The sequence below is a fragment of the Chryseobacterium sp. Chry.R1 genome (assembly GCF_039645525.1).
Lineage (GTDB): Bacteria > Bacteroidota > Bacteroidia > Flavobacteriales > Weeksellaceae > Chryseobacterium > Chryseobacterium proteolyticum.
Window position 1 is genome coordinate 4295910 of record NZ_CP151793.1, and the last position, 18608, is coordinate 4314517.

An 18608-nucleotide genomic window follows, 5' to 3' on the forward strand; every position below is an offset into this window, starting at 1 on the left:
ACATAGCACTTAAGATTTTACCGAAAGAATACAGTCTTTTTACAAGCGAAGCTTTGATCACCCAGCTAATTTTACCTCATCAAAAAAAATTAATCGTATGAAAAAGTATATCTTACTTATTGCTTTATCCACCTCCTTTATAGCATGTAAAAAAAGTGAAGCAACGCAATCTCAGCTGAAAGAAGCTGTACAATCTGTTGACAGTTCTGTTGTTGCTGCATCAGAAGGCATCAATAAGATGGCCAACACGGCAGATGCTGTATTTGATTCAGCAAATGTAAAAATCAAAGAATTTGATCAAGCCCAAAGCAACCTCAAAGAAACTATTAAAGCGACCTCAAAAAGTGTGGACTCCCTTTCGCAGCAGATTACTTCCACCCGGCTTGAATCAAAAAAAGAAAAGAAAGATTCTACCGAAAAAAAAGCTGAAAAAATGGTGATCAATGTTCCTTCTCCAAAGATCATTAGAGAAACCCGGGTTGTTTATAAAGATAAAAACAACAAGGCAAATGAAGAAGCAAATATTTCTAAAAACAAAATGATAAAAACGGGTACCCTGGAATTAAAAGTTGAAAACGCCGAAACAGCCAAAGACCTTGTAAGCGAGCAAATAAGAAAATATGATGGTTTTATAAGAAGTGAAAGTATTTCTTCGGGTAATGATGATAAGAAAACGGCTTATCTGCGAGTAAAGGTTCCCATCCAGAAATTTGAATATCTTATGGCTGATCTCAGTAGTATCGGCTCTGTTGAAAAAAAGGAAACAGAAGTTTCCGGGCAGAATTATCTGGAAAATACAATGTGTGATCTGGAAATTACTTTATACGGAACAACATCATGGTATGCGGAAGATAAAGAACCTGAAACTTTTGGTAATCGCTCGATCGCTGCCATCTCTTCAGGATGGGATGTTATCACAGGTATTTTTTTATTTTTCCTGCCTTTCTGGCCTGTATTCCTTATCGGAGGGATCGGATATTATTTTTACAAAAGAAAAAACAAAAATATTCCCAAAAGCCCTTCTCACTAAGTACAAAATCACCTTCAGACCTGGGGGTGTTTTATTTTTAATTTTTTTTTAATGCCCGGATGGTCATAAAGAAAATATTCTTTACTAACTTTATGATACAGAATTAAAAAACGAACACCTGGCAGTATAGACCAATTTCCAAAGTCCGGTTCAGGTGATTATTAAATAAAATCTTACTTTATTCAATACTTATATAAAGAAGATCATATAAAGAAACAATATTATATCTTAATATTTTGTGGTGCGTGTATATGAAAGGCTCTCGATCGAGAGCCTTTCATTATTTCATATTCACTACTTTATCTACAACATACCTGGTATTTCCTCTCCATGGTAAGGCTCCTTTATATTCTTTATAATGAAGATCAAAGCTTTTACCACTGTTGGTTTCAAGTTGTTTAAAAACTTCAGGATCGTTTACGGAAAACTCAAACTCATAGCTTGTTATACTTCCTGTTTTTCCCCGGCCGAAGCCTTCCTGAATCAATTTACCTTCATACGTCTTAAAAACATATCCTTTCTTAATCGCGTAATTCAGATAACCAGATTTTACTCCTTCTCCGAAAACGAAGAAGTATTTATACCATACAAATACTCCTAAAAGAAGTACAATGACTCCGAGAGTAATCCACCAAGTTTTTTTCATAAATAGTTGTGTTTGTTTGTTTTTTTTTTATTTTGAAATACTTCTTGAAATCACAATTTTCTGGATTTCAGAAGTTCCTTCATAGATCTGGGTGATCTTAGCATCACGCATAAATCTTTCCACGTGATATTCTTTCACGTATCCATAGCCACCATGGATCTGTACTGCTTCAATAGAAGTATCCATTGCTACCTGGGAAGCATATAACTTTGCCATCGCTCCACTTTCAGAGATATCTTTTCCTGCATCTTTTTCAGTTGCAGCCTTAAAGCAAAGCATTCTGGCAGCTGTAATTTGCGTAGCCATGTCTGCTAATTTGAAGGCAATAGCCTGGTGGTTGATAATTTCAGTTTTAAACGCTTTTCTCGTTTTAGCATATTTCAAAGCCAGCTCATAAGCTCCGGAAGCAATTCCCAAAGCCTGAGAAGCAATCCCGATTCTTCCTCCATTTAGTACAGCCATAGCAAAATTGAATCCAAATCCATCTTCTCCTATTCTGTTCTCTTTTGGTACTTTTACGTTATTAAAGATCAAAGAGTGCGTATCACTTCCTCTGATTCCCAATTTATCTTCTTTCGGTCCGATTTCAAAACCTTCCCATCCTCTTTCCACGATAAACGCATTGATTCCCTTATGCTTTTTCTCAGGGTCAGTTTGTGCAATAACGATGTAATAAGTAGCCGTACCTCCGTTGGTAATCCAGTTCTTGATTCCGTTCAAAAGGTAATAATCTCCCTTATCCTCTGCAGTGGTCTTTTGTGATGTCGCATCAGATCCTGCTTCAGGCTCAGATAAAGCAAATGCACCAATTACCTGTCCACTTGCCAAAGGGGTAAGATATTTTTGTTTTTGTTCCTCAGAAGCAAATTTTTCCAAACCTGCACAAACTAATGAATTGTTTACAGACATTACAACCGCTGCAGATGCATCTACTTTTGCGATCTCCTCCATTGCCAAAACGTAAGAAACACTATCCATTCCTGCTCCACCGTACTTCGGATCTACCATCATCCCTAAAAGCCCCATTTCACCCATCTTCTTTACCTGCTCAGTCGGGAATTTCTGATCGCGATCTCTTTCAATAACCTCTGGTAATAGTTCGTTTTGTGCAAAATCTCTTGCTGCCTGCTGTATCATCAGCTGTTCTTCGGATAAATTAAAGTCCATAAAAATTAATAATTAGATGGTCGTAAATTTACACTTTTTAAGCAAATCTGAAAAAATAATTACTATTGGAAAATTCCAGTGAGGTTTATGCTATTTTCACAAAAATGCTTATATTTAGATTTCCTTAAAAATTACATAAAAAATTATGACGATCAAAAGATTATTCGATATACCTCACTATGCTTTGGAGAAATTTCCTAAAACGGACATGTTCGTTACAAAGTATCAGGGTGAATGGAAAAAAACATCTACACAGGAATTTATCAATCAGGGAAACAAAATATCCAGGGGACTTTTAAAGCTTGGAATAAAACCCGGAGATAAGATTGCACTCATTACCACCAATACCCGTACGGAATGGGCGGTGATGGATTTGGGACTCTCCCAGATCGGTGTTGTTTCAGTCCCTGTATATCCAAGCATATCCCATGAAGATTACGAATTCATCTTTAATAATGCCGAAATACAATATTGCTTTGTTTCTGATAAAGAATTGCTTGCCAAAGTAATGAAAGTGAAGCATAACATTCCTTCTTTACAAGGAGTTTTCACATTTGATATGATCAGTGGTGCTCCAAACTGGCGTGAAATTTTGGATCTGGGTGAAGATGATTCTACACAAATTGAAGTGGAAGATCTATCGAATGCCATTAATTCTGAAGACCTGGCCACCATTATTTATACTTCAGGAACTACGGGAAGGCCTAAAGGAGTAATGCTTACCCACCATAATATCGTTTCCAATGTTCTGGGTTCTGTTCCAAGGATTCCCAAGAAAAGAAGCCTTGACTATAAAGAAACAAGAGTGTTAAGCTTTTTGCCGATCTGTCATATTTTTGAAAGAATGCTTTTCTACCTGTTCCAATACAATGGGTTCTCCGTTTATTTCGCTGAAAGCATTGATAAAATGGGAGAAAATGTAAAGGAGGTAAAACCTCATTATATGAGTGTTGTTCCGCGATTGGTAGAAAAAGTATATGATAAGATTTACAACACCGGATCTTCAGCAGGAGGATTAAAATCAAAAATCTTTTTCTGGGCCCTGAACCTGATCTCAAAAAAGAAAGAAGTTTCAAAGCCTTCCGGTCTTTTGGAACTTATTGCTGATAAACTTGTATTTTCAAAATGGAGAGAAGGTCTGGGAGGTGAAATCATCACTTTGGTTTCAGGTTCTGCAGCACTTTCCACAAGATTAAACCTGATGTTTCAGAATGCCGGGATTCCTATTCTGGAAGGATATGGATTAACGGAAACATCGCCCGTGATCTCCGTAAATAGTTTTGATAAGATGAAAATCGGAACCGTAGGACTTCCATTGGATAATTTACATGTAAAAATCCAGGAAGACGGTGAAATAACAGTAAAAGGTCCTTCTGTTTTTAAAGGTTATTTTAAAAATGAAGAAATGACAAAAGAAGTTTTTACTGAAGACGGATATTTTAAAACCGGAGATATCGGAAATATTGATGCTGACGGCTTTCTACAAATCACCGATCGTAAGAAAGAAATGTTCAAAACATCCGGAGGTAAATATATTGCACCACAGATTATAGAAAACCAGGCAAAAGCTTCTAAATTCATAGAACAGATTATGGTAGTCGGTGACGGCGAGAAAATGCCATGTGCACTTATTCAGCCAGACTTTGAATTTGCCAAAAGCTGGGCTATGAGAAATAACCTGAATGTAGGCTCTACTCCTCAGGAAATTGCAAAAAGCCCTGAATTAAAAGAAAGAATAGAAAAAGAAATTGATGGCATTAATGAACATCTCGGAAACTGGGAAAAAATTAAAAAGATTGAATTGACTCCTGAAGTATGGAGTATTGAAGGAGGTCTTTTAACGCCTACCCTTAAACTCAAGAGAAAAGCGGTCAAAGAAAAGTTTATTGACTTATACAATAAAATGTATGAGCATCATGAATAAAATAGTAACCGCCCTTGCAGGGGCGGTTTTTTTATGTTTTAAATATTGTGTTCATCCTTAGAAAGTCAGATAAAATTTCATCATTATAAATATTTTAAATACAATTCTTAAATTTTATTATTCAAATAAACGCAATAAAGTTTTAATTAACATAATTTTCATTTTTTTATTGTTTTTTAATAATACGAACACCCCGTTAGGAACAATTATTGAACTGTATGTTATACACCAAAACAGAATATTATGAAAAAGTTGATATTGCTAACCCTGGGTTTAGGGATATTTGCAGTGAGTTGCGGAACCAAGGAGGCCCAAATGTCATCAGGAACTACAGATTCTACAGCAGCAGATAAAACTGTGAAAACAGCACCTTCTACTACTGACACAGTCAAAACAAAGACATTACCTCCTGATAGTATCAAAATGAAAATGGATACGGTAAAAGCTCCCGCAACCCGATAATAAATTTTTAACTTAAATATGGAAAATCCGCAGCTGAAACGCTACGGATTTTTTTATGGAGTACAGATTTTGATTCTTGTGTACATATTGAATAGCCCTGAACCTTAAACAGGAAACACTGCAATACTAATTTTAGTTTTCATGATTAGTGGTATTGCTTTCAAAAGTACACATTCCTCTCTATGAAAAATTGTAAAATTGTAAACCTGGCTAAAGAAACAACCATTTTACTTTTCCTTCGGAATATACCTTGTCAAAAAATTTTCTAGGGGTAAAACCTGTAAGCGCTTTAAAATCTTTTATCAGGTGGGATTGATCATAAAACAAGTGATCATAGCTTAGTTCGGTAAGAGTTTTCTTCCCGACATGCTCAAGGAGAGTTTCTCTGAACCGTTGAATTTTCCTGAAATCGGACGGACTTTTACATAAATAAAGATCGAAAAGCTTATTAATCGTCTGCCTTGTTGTTTTATATTCGCAGGCATGAGCTTCTACAGACTTATCCAGGTCCATCAGTACATCACCCACCAATTCATTAAGGAATGCATGATTGAAACCTATATACCTGGACATCCAAAAATCTTCAATCATTTCTACTCTTTTTTCAGGATCCTGTTCTTCTAATATCGGAATCATTGAGGCTTCAAAATCATCATAAGGGAAAAACATTTTGGAAAAGTCCTTGGTATATTCTTTCAATGGCCGTTCTAAAAAAGCATTTAATCCCAACGGCTTAAAATAAAAGGTTATTTCATTTAAGCAGCCTTGTATTAATACTTTTATAGGCCTTTTATAATGGCATATCAAGTCTGATGAAAATCCTCCGTTATTTTTTTCAATGACCCGTATCTCATTATTTTCAAACTGCAACTCTACATTACGGGATATTGATACAATACTGTAGTTATTAGGAAAAGTGAGATACTCTATATCCTCTGAATACCGGCTTTTATTCAGGAAATAATAACCTTCCAGAAAATTAGCCAGCGTGGGATTCTTAGGTTTCATCAATTGCAGTTCCATGTCTTTTTCTTTATAATGCGTTGATATACAATAGGTCTCAAAAATAACTGAAAAATTACATTATCTCGTATTTTTATAATGAATATAAGCTTATATACTCTTAATACTAATATTTTTCTATATTTGATTAACAAACATTAAAAGAAATTACTATGAAAAAATTATGGATCGGAGCAGTTTTAGGATTATTTATTATGGGAAGCTGCGCCCAGAATAAAGAAAAGCGGGAAGAATTTAAAGATGAGCATGATAAAAATGCCATGAGAAATACAATGGGAGATTCTGCAGTTGCCAACTCTGACACGGCTCAAACCAGCCCATCGGACAGTTTAAAAGCAAAAACAGATTCTACAAAAACAAAATAATAAAATAATCCGCAGAAATTCTGCGGATTTATTTTTACATAGAAGAAGAGCCCCAATCAACTGGTATTAAAAATTTATCATTAAAATAGATAATATCGTAACAATTTTCACTGTAGTACGACTTATGCATTGACATATTTATTACATTTGCAATCAATAAAAAAGTATTTATGAAAAAGTTAACGATACTCTCTTCAATCTTCGTGGGTGTATTTGCTTTCGCACAAGGTATCAAATTTGAGGATACCAGCTTCGCAAGCGTTGTTGCTAAAGCAAAAAAAGAAAACAAGCTGATCTTTATCGATGCCTATGCATCATGGTGTGGACCATGTAAACTGATGGCAAAAAACATTTTCCCATTGAAAAATGTGGGAGATTACTATAATTCTCATTTTATCAATGCCAAAATTGACATGGAAAAAGGGGAAGGAATTGACCTTGCCAAAAAATATAATGTAAAAGCGTTCCCTACTTACTTGTTCATTAATGCAAACGGTGAAGAAGTACACAGAACGTTAGGATACGTAGAAGAAAATGATTTCGTTCAGTTTGCTAAAGATGCGGAAGACCCGAATAAAAGACTGACTGCATTAAAGCAAAAATTCGAAAACGGAGAAAAAGATCCTGAATTCTTAAAGAATCTTGCCGGACTTACCATTTATAATGACTCGGAATTTGCAGGTAAAGTCCTGGATCGTTATTTCCAAGGAAAATCCAGTCTGAATCAGGAAGATGTTCAGATATTACTTGCCGGAATTCAAAGTACTGAAAGTCCTTTGTACAAAATTTTTAAAGATAAAAAAGCGGACATTGTGAAGATCCTTCCTGGTGAAAAATACGATATGGTGGATAAGAATATTAAGATGAATACCATTGTTAAAAAGTCTTATAATGCCGACACCAAAACATGGAATGACAGTTACTTTTTAGCAGAAACCCAGAAGTTTCTAAGCAAAGAAGAATCTGAAAAAATCTTAAAAAGAGCAAAATCCAGCAGAGCATTAAAAAATAAGGACATTGCCACTTATGAGGCATTAACTTTAGATTTATACAAAGATTATTCGGCTGCCTCTTCTGAAGAACTGAATTCTATTGCATGGAACTTTTTTGAAAATGTAACCACAAAATCATCTCTTGAAAAAGCAATCCTTTGGGCTCAGGAATCGGTAAAGAAAAGTGAAAGCTATGCAAATACAGATACCTTAGCGAACCTTTACAATAAGGTTGGGGATAAAAAGAATGCTAAAATCTGGGCTGAAAAGTCTGTAGCACTGGCTAAGAGCAATGGTGAAGATGCTTCAGATACTGAAAAATTATTGAAGAGTCTTTAATTCGACGCTTATACACAATAAAACCGTAGAGAAACTCTACGGTTTTTTTATAGAAAAAATTTTTCAGCAAATTATCTTAAACGTTTCAATGACATCTGTGTAACAGGCCCAGAGCCCGTACTTCCTGAACTTAAATATTTTACAGTAACTGGTTCATTATTGGTAATTCTAAACGAGTAAACATCACTAGCTACCATAGGAATAGAAGTCAATAAAGTATATGTCTGAAGCTGTCCATCCGTAGCTGTAAAACGGTCATTAACCCTGGCAACCCATTGATTGCTTGTGTCATTCCAAATACCAATAACAGGAGATTGCCCATTCTTTGTTGACAATTGGGCATTCATTGTAACCTGATAAATACCATCAACCGAAACTTTAAATGAATTTGTAGAAGCTGTTGCTGAATACTTGTTTTCGTTGTCAATAATCTTATTGGTTAAATTTCCTATTGGATCCGTTATTGAAACTGATGTCGTTTTGGTATAATCTTCTTGCATCTGCACCACAATTTCCTGCGCTACAATAAACTCACCATCAACAACTATGACTGTACCTGTAGCATTCGGAACACCTGCAAGATTTTGCCAGGTTGGAGCTTTTCCCGGGCCGTTAGATTTTAAGACCTGTCCTGCTGTTCCTGCAGAACCTGCTGTTGTACCATTCCCACCTACATTTAGTTCATTGACTACTTGTAAAGAACCATTTACATGCAATGTTTTTTGAGGTGTCGTCGTGTTAACTCCTACTTGTGCGTAAGAGATTAAAGGAAGCAAGGCTACTCCCAAAAATAAACTTTTTTTCATCGTTTGTATTTTAAATAATTGTAGATTGATCGGATCAACAATACCTGATTTTTTAATCAGGATTGGACAATAAATGACAACTTATATGCCAAAACATCTAGATATTATTTTTCTAATGAGATTCTAATGTTATTTTAATACGATCATTTACAATGCAATATTTTATAAAATACATAAAATAGCAACCTCATAAGTATATTATCAATCAAAGTAGAACATAAAAAAACCGCAAAAATTTGCGGTTCTTTTATGCTTTATCAAAAATTGAATTAGTATTCAAACAGTACACTTCCCCAGGTAAATCCACTTCCGAAAGCGGAAAGAAGTACCAGGTCTCCTCTTTTGATTTTACCTTCTTCAATCGCTTCGCTTAAAGCAATCGGAATAGAAGCTGCCGTTGTATTCCCATATTTCTGGATATTGTTGTAGATTTTTTCATCCGGTAATCCGAACTTCTGCTGTACAAATTGGGCAATTCTCAGATTCGCCTGATGGGGAATAAACATATCGAGATCTTCAACTGTTTTTCCTGCTTTATTTAATGCTTCCACCATCGTTTCAGGAAATCTTGTTACCGCATGTTTGAATACGAAGTTTCCATTCATAATAGGATATACTTCTTTATTGGTAACATTTTCGGGCTCCTTTCTCATGCGATCACTCCAGCCGTATTTTGAACCCGGAAACTGGGTACATAATTCGTCTGCATATTTACCTTCAGAATGCATATTAAAGGATAAAATATCTCCCGCATTTTCGTCTTCAGTTGCAGAAAGAATAACAGCTCCTGCCCCATCCCCGAAGATAACGGAAACCCCTCTCCCCTCATCAGAAAAATCCAAACCAAAGGAATGTACCTCAGCGCCTACGACTAAAATATTTTTATAGGCTCCGGTTTTAATAAAAGCATTAGCTACACTCATCGCGTAAACAAATCCTGAACATTGATTCCTTACATCCAATGCTCCGATGGTATCGCATCCCAGCATATCCTGAAGCAATACCCCACATCCTGGAAAATAATAATCGGGAGAAAGCGTAGCAAAAATAATATAATCGATATCCTTAGCCGTTAATCCTGCTTTTTCAAGGGCTTTTTCAGACGCTTTGAATGCCAGGTAGGCTGTCGTCTCCTGTGAATCGTTTCTGTTTTTCCTGTGTCTTCTTTCTTTGATGCCTGTCCTCTCCGTGATCCATTCATCATTGGTAGTCATTAATTTAGCTAAATCATCATTCGTTACAACATTATCCGGAACATAAAATCCGATTCCTTTTATTGTACTTTTAATCATATAGTTTTTTAATTTTGGCAAAGATAAACTTATTTGACCCATAGTATTTCAAAATATTAGTATTTTTACTTTATGCCAATCGATACGATATACAGAGATTCCCACTGCGAATGGGTGGATGTAGAAGCTCCAACCCCAGAAGATTTACAGTTTCTTCATGAAAGATATGAGATTAATAATCTCCTTCTGGAAGACACCCTTGATCCTAATCACCTTCCGAAATATGAAGAGGATGGGAACGTAAAGTTCTTCCTGCTGCGGGAAAGTACAGAACTGGAAAGGAAAAATCTGAATACGATAAGTGATATCAGCACCAAGATTGGAATTTTTCTTCTGGAAAATACGATCATTACAGTTCACAGGATGAAAACCAGAAGTATCACCGAAACAAAAAAACAACTTTCTTCCAGCACCACAGATTCGTCACCGGAAAATATCGCCCTGATGATCGCCCTATTGATCATGAAAAGCTTTGATGATGAATCAATCAGCTTACTGGAAACCATGGATAATATAGAAAATGAAATTTTCTTAAAGAATACCAATCATACGACCCAGATCCGAAGGCTTTATAAATTAAAAAGAAAATCAGGTTTAAATTCAAGGGTCCTTATTATTTCTACAGACGCTGTTGATAAATTTAAGCTTTTAAATCTCCGGGATTCCGAATTTGTAGACCTGAAAGATAAGCACAAAGACGTTGTTGCCGATTTTGATCACCTGAACATCCAGATCACCAACCTTATTTCCATGTTCCTGGCACTATCGGATCAAAAAGCCAACCAGGTGATGAAAGTATTGGCAATTTATTCTGTTTACTTCTTACCGATTACTTTTATAGCGGGAGTCTACGGAATGAACTTTGATAATATGCCGGAACTGCATCATAAGCATGGTTATTATTTCACTTTGGGATTAATGGCTTTAATTGTCATTGTTACTTTTATTTATGCGAGGAGAAAACAGTGGTGATGGATCGGTCTTCAAGATATGGAGTTTTTTAAGGGAAGGATTAGATTTGCTTACCAAACATAATTATAAAATTTTCAATTTTTCTTAAGAGCTAAGTTTTTTTAATCCCACAGGTCACTCAGTTTAGCACCGATGCTTATTGAATATTTAACTCTGAAAATGGGGTGAAATTTGGATATCTTTTGGTATTTTTATCTTCAATAAAACCACTGAGCTTTAAAGCGACTATACAAAAGCTACAGTTTTTTATTTTAAATCTAAAAACACCAAACCACCATGAAACCGGATCTTCTTAATAAAATTCTCGGTGATAATGTTCTTTCAAAAGAGTCTAAGGACAAACTTATGGCTCTGCATGAAAATATTTCCACCAAAGAGTTCTCGGACCTACTGGACGCTGAAGACCATCAATATGTCGAATTTGTACAGGAAGGCGGTGGTGTTTGGGGAAGTGCACTGGTAGGTTATCTCTATGGTCTTGAAATATTCGGTGTCCGTTTTCTGAAAGTGGCAGGTACAAGTGCCGGGGCTATCAATACAATGTTAATTGCTGCTTATAAAACAAAAGAAGAAGCGAAAAGTGAAGTAATCAAAGAAATTTTATTCAACTGGAATTTTGCAGATTTTATGGATGGTAAACCTTATGTAAGGACTACTATCCATGCAATGCTTAATAACAAAAACTTCCTGAAGATAAATACGATTATTGCCATTATTATTTTACTCATCCTTGTGATTACCCCATTTGCGGTATCCTCTGAAACGGTATGGAGGGCAAAGCTTATTTTCCTTATTCCCATTATTCCTTTAATTCTGATATTTTTCTGCCTGAAAAAGTTTTATAATGATTTCCGTAAACAAAACAGCGGTCTTAATCCCGGAAACACATTTTTAAATACCATGAAAGATGCTCTGGATAGTTTCGGTGTGAAAACGGTCGCTGACCTTAATCAGAAATTTTCTGCCAGGGAGGGTGCACTCAATCTTAATTACCGTTACGGCAATAATCAGGAATACTACACCATAGCACTAAGAAGTATAGAAGAAATAAAAAATGCTAATCTGGAACATATAGACGAAACGCAGTATAAAATATTTTATGACAGTGCCGTCAGCAATGATCATTATAAAAATAACCCCTTCTATCAGTTAAGATCAGAATACGTTGTCGTTACAACAGATATTAACGCTAAAATAAAGGTGGAACTGCCTACGATGGCCAATTTATACTGGTCAGAAGAAGAACTCAAACACAGCAGTCCGGCTGAATTTGTGCGTGCTTCCATGTCTGTTCCTTTCTTTTTTGAACCTTTTCAAAAGAGGATTAATAAGGATGATGATTCTGTAAAATACGCATGGAGGTTCTGGATGAATACAAAACCGCAAGATATTTATCCTGTGGGTGTTTTCATAGATGGGGGAAGCATTTCCAATTTCCCTATTGATCTTTTTCATGCCAATGATGTATTCTATCCGAGAATGCCTCTGTTTGGTGTACAGCTTACGAGTAAGTCCGAAGGGGATGCCGATAAGGGGAAAACCAGCGAGCAGATCTTAAAAACCCCTTTTTCATATGCAGGAAATATCATTGAAACCCTGAAAGGCTTTAATGATAAATCATTCCTCACCAAACATACTTTTTATCGTTTGTATAGCATACAAACCGTAGATTGTGGAACCAGCAGCTGGCTTAATTTCTTTATGAAAAGGGAAGAAAAGGAACAACTTTTCAATGCGGGTTTTTCAGCCGCACTGGATTTCCTCAATGGATTCGACTGGAAAAAATACAAAAAGGAAAGAATGATGATATCGATGAAGGAGAAAAAAATACTGAAGGAAGAAGATACGAAGACGGTGGGATGAGATGGTTTGTTTATTTTTGAATGTATAAAGAATTATGAAAAAATCAACCTATAAACATTTCTGGATGAAACAAATGTTCGAGTAAACTATTAAATAACCAAATATTCTCCTTCAAATACATAAGTTTAACTATAAAATAAGTTGAGTTACCCAAGACTTCGACTAACTCAACTTATAATTTGAAAGTCTATAAACTGTCAATAAACTTTATGTACATTGGGACACTTTTCTCTATCCATTCCTGTGAAGTATTAATTTCCAAGTTGTAATAGGTAAAAAGATCTTTATAATCAGCTTGAATATATTCAAAAGTGAGTTCAAAAGGTCTGGTCAATTCTTTCATTGTATATTTATATTTACCGGAAGCAGAATAATCTTCTTCTTCCACCCCGGCTGTAATAGCCAAAGCAACTTTCTTCCCTCCTACTTTGAATCCGCTTTTGCTTCCGTATGCCCATCCATAGGTTAAAACTTCATCAAACCACTTTTTTAAAAGCGGCGGACTGCTGAACCAATAAAAGGGAAACTGAAAAACTATTTTATCATAACTTTCAATCAATTCCTGTTCTCTCTTAACATCAATTATACCATCAGGATATTCCTTATACAGATCATGAACGGTATATTTTTCAGGATACTGAGAGAGCTCTTCCACCCATCTTCTATTGATCAGCGAATCTTTCATTACAGGATGAGTAACAATTACCAATGTTTTCATTTTAATGCAATTTATAGTTACAAAAATAATCCTATCCACTTACATTTCGTACATTAGCAACCTAATGTATGGTACTATAAAAAAAGTAAGTAATGAGCAAAATAAAGGAAACATCAACAAATTTTGAGAATAAAAAACTCTTATCCGATGAATGTTCTGAGGTTTATGCTTCCAACATTATCGGTGGACAATGGTCACTGGCTATATGCAGCTGGTTGATTAATGGTAAACTGAGATTTGGGGAATTAAGGAAACTTTTACCCAATATTACAGAACGTATGCTTACCTTACAACTCAGGAAGCTGGAAGAAAATAAGATCATTACAAGAACCGTTTTTGCGGAAGTCCCACCTCGTGTTGAATATGAACTTACAGCAATAGGTTATAAGCTAAAGCCTATCATTAAAGAACTTGAGCAATGGGGAACGGAGCATAAGGAAATTGTAAATCCGGATAGACTAAATTGACACGAAGTTTCTGCCTATACTAAAGACGGGTATTCTTAGGGTTTTCTGTTACTATCAGAAAATAAAATATTGATTTTACAGGCTTCCTGATTTAACCTTTTTGCCACATGGGATTATGTTTCAGAATGGTTTTGTATACAGAGCAGTTTTCTGTATGGGCACCACCAAGATAACCAATACTCATCAGGAATTCATTGACGATTTCTCCACCTGTGAATTTAAATGTTTTTTTAAAAAGCTTCATCCATTCCTGTAAAGTTTTGGGATGATGATGTTCCAGCCATTTTTCAAATGATCCGAATTCTTTTTGCAGCTCAATGATTGTTTTGGCATTTTCAATGGCAGCGTTCACCTTAAGTTTATTTCTAATGATGCCGCTATCATTTAATAACCTTTCACGATCTTTTTCACTATATGCGGCTACTTTCTGAATATTAAACTGATCATAGGCATTTCTGAAACTTTCTTCTTTTTTCAGAATGGTTTCCCAGCTTAATCCTGCCTGATTAATTTCCATTACCAAGCGTCCAAATAATTCATTATCATCATGAATAGGGAATCCATAATGATAGTCATGATATTTTTGGTGTAATGCCTTTCTGCTTTCAGGCTGCATCTTTTCTATGGCTGAACAATAACTCATTTAAATATATTTTCTGTTTTGGTTAAAAACTTCTCTAAAGCATTTTTGATATCAATACCTGTCCGATCTGCTAAGATAAACAACCACCAGATATTTTCCGCTAGTTTATGTTCCAATTCTGCAGAGGCATCTTTTTTAATCCATGTTTTCTCATGTGACATAATATCCCGTCCGACAATGCCGGCATCGGTAAGGTAGGCAAGTGCATCCTGTTCCAGGGTCCATTCACTACCGTTCTGCTGTTTTTCAAGACGGTGGTATTTCTCTCTGATGTCAAGAGCCCTTTCTATGATCTTATCTAAATTATTCTGATCCATTATTCTGATTTTTGAAGGGATTGTCTGTATTGATTAGGTGTCTGTCTTGTCTTATTTTTGAACAGTTTACTGAATGACTGCGGATGCTCGAACCCCAATTGATAAGCTGTTTCGGAAACTGACAATTGAGTTTCGGACAAATATTCTTTAGCCTTTTCAATAAGCTTTTCGTGAATATGTTGCTGTGCGTTCTGCCCTGTATGGTGTCTGAGCATATCACTCAGGTATCTTGGTGTAAGATTCAGCTGTGATGCAATATATTCTACTGTTGGCAGTCCTTTTATGCCTTTTTCCCGATCAAAATAATCATCAAGTAAAGCCTCCATCCTTGAAAGAAGGTCATTATTTACCGCCTTCCGTGTAATGAACTGGCGATTATAAAAGCGATTGCTGTAGGTAAGCAGCAACTCAATCTGCGAAATAATAACATCCTGGCTAAACTGATCTATCCTTTCATTTAATTCATTCTTAATGCTTTCAAAAACATCGAGAATTGCTTTCTTTTCATTTTCGGAAAGATACAATGCTTCCGAAGTTGCGTAAGAAAAGAAACCGTAATTTTTAATTTTTTTCATTAAAGAATATGGTCTTATAAAATCCGGATGAATATGCAGGGACATGCCACTATAATTCCTTTCCTCCTGTTCCATAATAAGAACCTGCCCCGGAGAAACAAAAGAAAGGCCTCCTTCCTCAAAGTCATAATATCCCTGGCCATAACGGATTTTACCGTTGAAATTGGTTTTAAATGAGATTTTATAAAAATCCGATTTTGTCCCCTGTTCAAAGGTTTTCGGATCGAAGCACGTTTCATCATAATTGATAATTGTGATAAGAGGATGTTTGGGTGCAGAAAGTCCCATCGCTTCATGTAAAGCTGACAGAGATCGGAAATGAACGGGTGACTGATTCGTTTTCATAGTACAAAGATAAGGTGGGTTTGTGACAACTGTTAGTCAGTAGGAATGTGAAATTTGATGAATTGATGATTGATAGTTGATAGTTGATAGTTGATAGTTGATAGTTGAAGGTAGTAAATTATAGGTTGTGAAAATAAAGATTTTGCATATTTAACATTACAGCTATTTACTCTAACTTATTTAATTGCAATTCATTAGTAAAGCCCGCAACATCTAACATCTAACATCTAACATCTAACATCTAACATCTAACATCTAAGTTCTAACCTCTAATTTCTTCTCTTCCCCAAACAAAAAGCCGGATTTTATTTTCTGAACATGATTTTCCACTCCGATGGAATTCCGGTCATTGTAAAGGGCATTAGCATCTTTGCCGGCAACATACCTCAGCTGATCTTTACCATCAGTTGCCGCTTCATAAATAACGTAGGCAATATCTTCCGGTTTTGAGTAATTGGATACCTGATCCGGACTGTAGCCTTCCTGTACTTTTTCTGTCAATTGGCGATACGCGCTATGCTGGGCTCCATCTAATGAACGGCCAGCAAAATCCGTTTGTATTCCTCCCGGAGCCACTACTTTAACCTGAACCCCAAATTGAGCCAGCTCGTAACCCATACTTTCCGAGAAACCGTCTACTGCAAATTTTGTCGCACTATAAATAGAGCATGTAGGAAAACCCATTAAACCGAAACTGGATGTGATATTAATCAATACCCCTTCTTTTCTTTCTCTGAAGTATGGGGTAAAAGTCTTCGTAATCCGGATTACTCCCATGAGATTGGTTTCAATCTGTTTTTTAATCTGTTCATCTGTAAAGGCTTCTAAAGGGCCTACCAAACCATATCCGGCATTATTCACAACCACATGAATCTCCGTTTCGGAAAGAACCTTTGCAATCGTTGATTCCAGCTGTTCCTTATCGGTGACGTCCAGTCCGATAACGGAAACATTTTCTAATGCTGTGAGTTCAGTTTCATTTTCGGGGTTTCTCATGGTCGCAATGACATTCCATCCTTGGCTTTGAAATAGCTGAGCTGTTGCTTTCCCTAATCCAGATGAAGCTCCTGTGATAAAAATTGTTTTTTGCATTGTTCTGATTTTATGATACAAAGGTCTTTAGAAATTAAAAATTAAAAGTAGCCATATTGAGTATCGTTGTAGCTATTTTGACGAATTACAGAATTTTTTATCATAAATTAAATGACAGAACAATGTAATACTTCTTTATTATTAATTATTTTATCTTTACCCATCTTCTTATATTTATATCCGACTGCTATGAAACAGGTTATTTCAGTTCTTTTCCTCTTATTTGTATGCTCATTGAATGCACAGGCAATTTACTCCAGGGATTACGGAAACAAGGAAAATCCGCCTGTTATTTTTATTCATGGCGGACCCAGCGGAAATGCTACATTATTTGAAGGAACTACAGCTGAGGCATTAGCTAATAAAGGGTTTTATGTAATTGTTTATGACAGACGCGGTGAAGGACGATCGAAAGATGACCAGGCAACAATGACTTTTAAAGAAAGTTTTGATGATTTGCTCAATATTTACAAACTGTATGGTCTGAATAAAGCAAATATTCTGGGACATAGTTTTGGGGGGATCATAGCGACTTTATTTACGAATCAATATCCTCAAAAAGTAAGCTCATTAACGCTTGCAGGTGCTTTGTTTTCGCAACAGGAAACCTATGATCATATTCTGAAAGAAGCCAGGGAAAAATTTAAGAATGATCCATCAAAATTAAAGCAGATTACAGACATTGAAGGTTTACCGAAAAACTCCGCAGAGTACAGAAAAAGCTGCTATAATATTGCGGGTGATATGAATTTCTTTTCCATGCCCAATCCAACACCCAAAAGCCGGCAGCTCAGAAAAGAATACGAAGCAGGTGATTTTTATAAACAGAATTACAGAAACCCTGATTCACCTCTGAAATTCTATAAAAATGAAAGCAGGAATAATCTTAATAATATCAGTGTTTTAAAAAATATAAAAAAGAAAGATGTCCCTATCTTTGCGGTCTATGGAAAGAATGATGCTATATTTTCTGAAAAGCAGATCAATGATCTTCAAACAATAGTAGGAAAAGAGAACTTCGATCTTATTGACAACTGCTCTCACTATTTATTTGTAGACCAGCAGGATGAGTTTTTAAAATTTATGGTTGAGCATCTGCATTAAATTCTTTCATTCCATTATAAAAACTTAGTTTTGCAGATCATGCAGGACTACAAAATACATACGAGAACCTACAAAACAATCATTATCATGCTTGTTTTGATGTTTTCATTATCTCCCTGTTCTGTAAAAAGGGACCTGTTAGGTATTTTCGATATCCAATATATCAGCCCTTTAAATAAGGTAAGAGTTACTTCAAATCCCACTTTCAGCTGTGATAGTTTGATTACGAACTCATCACAGAAAACACTTATTTCATCAATACAATCCAAATCGGTAAAAGGCTTTTTCTTCTATTTGCATATCTGCTTACATCCTTTAAAAGAAGGTAAACAAATTTGCAATACCTATTCCGGAACAACTTCAGGAAATAGCCCACCAAGGTATATTTTATTTCAACAATTAAAATTGGATATAGCACAGGAGATTACCTCCGGTCATTTTTAATTTTAATTATTCAGTAAAATAT

At 35.6% G+C, this 18608-nt stretch carries 20 protein-coding genes; 10 read left to right on the forward strand and 10 right to left on the reverse strand.

Annotated elements, in window-relative coordinates:
• Positions 1–97 precede the first annotated feature (97 nt).
• The gene (locus AAEU33_RS19165) at positions 98–1030 is read left to right on the forward strand and encodes a DUF4349 domain-containing protein (protein WP_345989713.1); all 933 of its coding nucleotides are present in this window, start codon (positions 98–100) and stop codon (positions 1028–1030) included.
• A 280-nt stretch (positions 1031–1310) separates the two neighbouring features.
• Here the strand turns inward: AAEU33_RS19165 and AAEU33_RS19170 are convergent, their stop codons facing one another.
• Both AAEU33_RS19170 and AAEU33_RS19175 read right to left on the reverse strand, forming a co-directional pair.
• Entirely contained in the window at positions 1311–1676 is a 366-nt protein-coding gene (locus AAEU33_RS19170) for a hypothetical protein (RefSeq protein WP_172277375.1), read from the reverse strand.
• A gap of 27 nt (positions 1677–1703) precedes the next feature.
• Positions 1704–2843 carry an acyl-CoA dehydrogenase gene (locus AAEU33_RS19175; protein ID WP_345989715.1) on the reverse strand — a complete coding sequence of 380 codons (1140 nt, stop codon included), beginning with the start codon at positions 2841–2843 and terminating at the stop codon, positions 1704–1706.
• 145 nt (positions 2844–2988) lie between these two features.
• Between AAEU33_RS19175 and AAEU33_RS19180 the strand changes: the two genes are divergently transcribed.
• Both AAEU33_RS19180 and AAEU33_RS19185 read left to right on the forward strand, forming a co-directional pair.
• Positions 2989–4767: a long-chain fatty acid--CoA ligase gene (locus AAEU33_RS19180; RefSeq protein ID WP_345989716.1), complete on the forward strand. Its 1779-nt coding sequence runs from the start codon at positions 2989–2991 to the stop codon at positions 4765–4767.
• 243 nt (positions 4768–5010) lie between these two features.
• Positions 5011–5229: a cytochrome C551 gene (locus AAEU33_RS19185; RefSeq protein WP_345989718.1), complete on the forward strand. Its 219-nt coding sequence runs from the start codon at positions 5011–5013 to the stop codon at positions 5227–5229.
• Positions 5230–5439: 210 nt separating this feature from the next.
• Here AAEU33_RS19185 and AAEU33_RS19190 read toward each other — a convergent pair whose 3' ends face one another.
• On the reverse strand, positions 5440–6252 hold the full coding sequence (locus AAEU33_RS19190; RefSeq protein WP_345989720.1) for a helix-turn-helix domain-containing protein: 813 nt from the start codon (positions 6250–6252) through the stop codon (positions 5440–5442).
• A gap of 152 nt (positions 6253–6404) precedes the next feature.
• Between AAEU33_RS19190 and AAEU33_RS19195 the strand changes: the two genes are divergently transcribed.
• Complete coding sequence (locus AAEU33_RS19195; protein WP_345989722.1) at positions 6405–6617, forward strand: hypothetical protein; 213 nt, start codon at positions 6405–6407, stop codon at positions 6615–6617.
• Between the two features lie 170 nt (positions 6618–6787).
• The gene (locus AAEU33_RS19200) at positions 6788–7948 is read left to right on the forward strand and encodes a thioredoxin family protein (RefSeq protein ID WP_345989724.1); all 1161 of its coding nucleotides are present in this window, start codon (positions 6788–6790) and stop codon (positions 7946–7948) included.
• Between the two features lie 71 nt (positions 7949–8019).
• Here the strand turns inward: AAEU33_RS19200 and AAEU33_RS19205 are convergent, their stop codons facing one another.
• Together AAEU33_RS19205 and AAEU33_RS19210 are read right to left on the reverse strand one after the other, a co-directional pair.
• A complete protein-coding gene (locus AAEU33_RS19205; protein ID WP_345989725.1) occupies positions 8020–8754 on the reverse strand; it encodes a hypothetical protein in 735 nt (244 codons plus the stop codon).
• Between the two features lie 269 nt (positions 8755–9023).
• On the reverse strand, positions 9024–10046 hold the full coding sequence (locus AAEU33_RS19210; RefSeq protein ID WP_345989727.1) for a beta-ketoacyl-ACP synthase III: 1023 nt from the start codon (positions 10044–10046) through the stop codon (positions 9024–9026).
• Between the two features lie 72 nt (positions 10047–10118).
• On the opposite strand from AAEU33_RS19210, the gene AAEU33_RS19215 reads away from it, so the two are divergent.
• Together AAEU33_RS19215 and AAEU33_RS19220 are read left to right on the forward strand one after the other, a co-directional pair.
• Positions 10119–11018: a CorA family divalent cation transporter gene (locus tag AAEU33_RS19215; RefSeq protein ID WP_345989729.1), complete on the forward strand. Its 900-nt coding sequence runs from the start codon at positions 10119–10121 to the stop codon at positions 11016–11018.
• 276 nt (positions 11019–11294) lie between these two features.
• Entirely contained in the window at positions 11295–12881 is a 1587-nt protein-coding gene (locus AAEU33_RS19220; RefSeq protein WP_345989730.1) for a patatin-like phospholipase family protein, read from the forward strand.
• A gap of 187 nt (positions 12882–13068) precedes the next feature.
• On the opposite strand, the gene AAEU33_RS19225 is transcribed toward AAEU33_RS19220, so the two are convergent.
• Positions 13069–13599, reverse strand: a complete 531-nt coding sequence (locus tag AAEU33_RS19225; protein ID WP_345989732.1) for an NAD(P)H-dependent oxidoreductase — start codon at positions 13597–13599, stop codon at positions 13069–13071.
• Positions 13600–13691: 92 nt separating this feature from the next.
• Between AAEU33_RS19225 and AAEU33_RS19230 the strand changes: the two genes are divergently transcribed.
• Complete coding sequence (locus tag AAEU33_RS19230) at positions 13692–14066, forward strand: helix-turn-helix domain-containing protein (RefSeq protein WP_345989734.1); 375 nt, start codon at positions 13692–13694, stop codon at positions 14064–14066.
• Positions 14067–14157: 91 nt separating this feature from the next.
• Here AAEU33_RS19230 and AAEU33_RS19235 read toward each other — a convergent pair whose 3' ends face one another.
• From AAEU33_RS19235 to AAEU33_RS19250, 4 genes are all read right to left on the reverse strand, one after another.
• Positions 14158–14709, reverse strand: a complete 552-nt coding sequence (locus tag AAEU33_RS19235) for a DNA-3-methyladenine glycosylase I (RefSeq protein WP_172277335.1) — start codon at positions 14707–14709, stop codon at positions 14158–14160.
• Entirely contained in the window at positions 14706–15026 is a 321-nt protein-coding gene (locus AAEU33_RS19240) for a MazG-like protein (protein WP_345989736.1), read from the reverse strand. The genes AAEU33_RS19235 and AAEU33_RS19240 overlap by 4 nt, the downstream gene beginning before the upstream one ends.
• Positions 15026–15946 carry a helix-turn-helix transcriptional regulator gene (locus tag AAEU33_RS19245; RefSeq protein WP_345989737.1) on the reverse strand — a complete coding sequence of 307 codons (921 nt, stop codon included), beginning with the start codon at positions 15944–15946 and terminating at the stop codon, positions 15026–15028. Before AAEU33_RS19245 ends, AAEU33_RS19240 begins: the two co-directional genes overlap by 1 nt.
• Before the next feature lie 255 nt (positions 15947–16201).
• A complete protein-coding gene (locus AAEU33_RS19250; protein WP_345989739.1) occupies positions 16202–17038 on the reverse strand; it encodes an SDR family oxidoreductase in 837 nt (278 codons plus the stop codon).
• A gap of 189 nt (positions 17039–17227) precedes the next feature.
• On the opposite strand from AAEU33_RS19250, the gene AAEU33_RS19255 reads away from it, so the two are divergent.
• Both AAEU33_RS19255 and AAEU33_RS19260 read left to right on the forward strand, forming a co-directional pair.
• The gene (locus AAEU33_RS19255; RefSeq protein WP_345989741.1) at positions 17228–18142 is read left to right on the forward strand and encodes an alpha/beta hydrolase; all 915 of its coding nucleotides are present in this window, start codon (positions 17228–17230) and stop codon (positions 18140–18142) included.
• 39 nt (positions 18143–18181) lie between these two features.
• Entirely contained in the window at positions 18182–18586 is a 405-nt protein-coding gene (locus AAEU33_RS19260) for a hypothetical protein (protein ID WP_172277320.1), read from the forward strand.
• Positions 18587–18608 lie beyond the last annotated feature (22 nt).